The sequence below is a fragment of the Microcystis sp. LE18-22.4A genome (assembly GCF_027531105.1).
Taxonomy (GTDB): Bacteria; Cyanobacteriota; Cyanobacteriia; order Cyanobacteriales; family Microcystaceae; genus Microcystis; species Microcystis aeruginosa.
The window spans coordinates 1-2470 of record NZ_JAPZRB010000599.1; the positions used below are offsets into that span (position 1 = coordinate 1).

At 43.4% G+C, this 2470-nt stretch carries 4 protein-coding genes and 1 pseudogene; 3 read left to right on the forward strand and 2 right to left on the reverse strand.

Translation table 11 applies throughout. From position 1 onward, the window contains the following. The 3 genes and pseudogenes from O9295_RS25770 to O9295_RS25780 form a co-directional block, all read left to right on the forward strand. Positions 1-127 (forward strand): annotated as a pseudogene (locus tag O9295_RS25770) (IS630-like element ISMae25 family transposase); the annotation flags it as partial. A gap of 299 nt (positions 128-426) precedes the next feature. After that, entirely contained in the window at positions 427-621 is a 195-nt protein-coding gene (locus O9295_RS25775) for an NAD(P)H dehydrogenase subunit NdhS (protein ID WP_002759298.1), read from the forward strand. 2 nt (positions 622-623) lie between these two features. Beyond that, the gene (locus O9295_RS25780; protein WP_002766961.1) at positions 624-1298 is read left to right on the forward strand and encodes an HAS-barrel domain-containing protein; all 675 of its coding nucleotides are present in this window, start codon (positions 624-626) and stop codon (positions 1296-1298) included. Positions 1299-1469: 171 nt separating this feature from the next. On the opposite strand, the gene O9295_RS25785 is transcribed toward O9295_RS25780, so the two are convergent. Both O9295_RS25785 and O9295_RS25790 read right to left on the reverse strand, forming a co-directional pair. Continuing rightward, the gene (locus tag O9295_RS25785; RefSeq protein ID WP_041804458.1) at positions 1470-1889 is read right to left on the reverse strand and encodes a pepsin/retropepsin-like aspartic protease family protein; all 420 of its coding nucleotides are present in this window, start codon (positions 1887-1889) and stop codon (positions 1470-1472) included. Beyond that, entirely contained in the window at positions 1882-2142 is a 261-nt protein-coding gene (locus O9295_RS25790; protein WP_012268296.1) for a hypothetical protein, read from the reverse strand. Before O9295_RS25790 ends, O9295_RS25785 begins: the two co-directional genes overlap by 8 nt. Positions 2143-2470 lie beyond the last annotated feature (328 nt).

A 2470-nucleotide genomic window follows, 5' to 3' on the forward strand; every position in this document is an offset into this window, starting at 1 on the left:
AGAACGTAATCAGACTGCATCTACAGTAATATGGACGTTTACGACCAGCGATGCTAGGGTCAAGCTGAAACATCTTTATCCTGTGTTTGAGGAGGAGGAATCGGGAGAATCTATTGCACCAAATTAGCTGAAACAGTCCACTAGGAGTTATTGCGATCTCCTGTAGCTCGTGTTGAGAGTTAAATAGAGCAAATTATAAATTATTAAAGCAAAATCGATGAGAACTATTCGCGTAACTTTAGAACAGCTTATTTAAGCAGTACAACAATTGTCGCCTGAGGAACGAATTGCGATCGCCTGATCCGGTAGAGAACAGGGACGTATTGCCTAAGACGGATAACAGAAGGTAGGGGTAAGTCACGACTCCCTGATCACTAATTTTTGATAAGCTAAAAGACAGTTAATTATAATTTCGTCGTCAATCCTATGATTTTGCCAGGTAGTACCGTTCGAGTCACCAATCCCGATGATACCTACTATAAATTTGAAGGTTTAGCCCAGCGTTTAAGCGATGGGAAAGTGGCCGTTCTTTTTGAGGGGGGTAACTGGGATAAGTTAGTCACCTTTAATCTCTCGGAATTAGAAGAAGTAATTATTGCCCCCGCTAAAGGCAAAAAATAACCATGCGTCCACCCTTGCCGCAATTGGCCACGGATAACCGCCATCCCGATCATATCGCCGAAGTTATCGAGACGACGACGACCGAGTTTTTGGCGCAATGTTTGGAACCAGAGGAGTTAAACTTTCCTTTTATGCCTGCTTTTGGTAGTTGGGTAAAAGCCTACGATGAAGAAACGGGTAATAAGATTTTTGGGATTGTCACCTTTGCCACCACTGCACCGATCGATTCGGTACATCGCGCTAGAGCTTTGGGGTTGTCTTTGGCTGAATTGCGGGAACAACAGCCGCAGATTTTCGCTATGTTAAAAACGGAATTTCGGGCAACTATTGTCGGTTTTGAAACCCTGCCAGGACAATTTAATGGCAATGGTGCCGGGCGAGGTTATATCTATCAATATATTCCTCCCCGGCCTCCACAAATTCATCAGGCAGTTTATCAATGTGAGTCGTTAGAAGTGGTTTATTTTAGTGAACAATTAGACTTTTTACGAATTTTATTACAGGTCAAAAATACTCCCGTGGAAGCTTTGGCAGCTGCTTCTATCCGTCAGATGTATCAATTGCGTCAAGCCGATCGACAATGGTTAGTGAATGTGGGCAGACAGTTAAGTGTTTTACTTAAGGATGATTATGATCGCTTGCGTTATATTCTCAGTCAAATTCATCTTAGTCCTTAGATGATTCGGCTTTGCTGATTTTAATTATGAATTGTCTTCTGAGCAATTCTTCAAACTCCGAACCAAGTTAACTTGTGGATACTTTGCACAATTAGCATTCATATCTGGATTGCTGCAAAGCCGATTATCTTCAAGCATTGTAACGGCTAAGATGAGCGGCGGCTATCAACTTCATCCGTCTTTCGGGCAAACCTCAAAAGCCAACTCGTGTCGATAAAAACACACATTGAACTCTGCAAAGAAGTTCATGTGTCCAAGAATTACAGGTATATCTCTCATCTTAGTCCAAGCGAATCCAAGCAGAACAGAAGGGAATTGTGCAATTGCACCAGATACAACCAAACCTCGTGAATTGCTTTGAGCCAAGTTTCCGCTCAAGGGAATGGATACTGTTTGATTTTCCCAGACTGCTCCTAGCTGTAGGCCAATCTCGTAGGGTAGAACATTGACACTGGCACCAGTGTCCAGCAATGCTGTCACTTCTAGAGAACGATCGCCCAGTGTGAGCATTAAAGGGATATATGGCATGATTACTGATCGCCCTAGGTTGTCTCTTCGTTCAGTAAATGAATAGCGTTGTCCATCAAGCATTGGATGTTCCCTTTGCAGCAATCAGAAGCTCCGACAATGCCTGCACTGCTGCGCTATCGGTTTGAGGCGACCATAGCACGGCTTCAGTGGATGCCAGTTGCTCAAGCAGTACATTTTCCGGATCAGGTTCTCTAGTTGGTTCTAGGCTGCATCCCTCTTCTTTGGCGACTGCTAGGAGCAGAAAGTGAATGAGTCGAAGCTTATCTTGGTGAGATAACTGATTAACTGTGGGCAACAGTTGACTGAGTGACATATTGTTGACTCTGGAGAATACTTCTCTCCATTATAGGTTCGATCGTTATCTCCCCCCAGGGTGCGGTTAGCTTATTGGGAACCATGGTCGATATATTGTGCTAAATCTAGATCAGAATCGGTGATAGCCATTATCTAAGCCTCAATATAGTCAATCGATCGCTATTTTCTCATTTTATGGAAATCGCACAGCAAAGTCATCTCTCGTTAACCTAGAAATTCAGAGACTAGCAAAAATCCAGTAACCTAGGAAGAAACCGTCACAAGTGAAGACTAGGAGACAATAGACCTATGTTAGAAGCGTATCATCAGCACGTTGCCGACCGAGC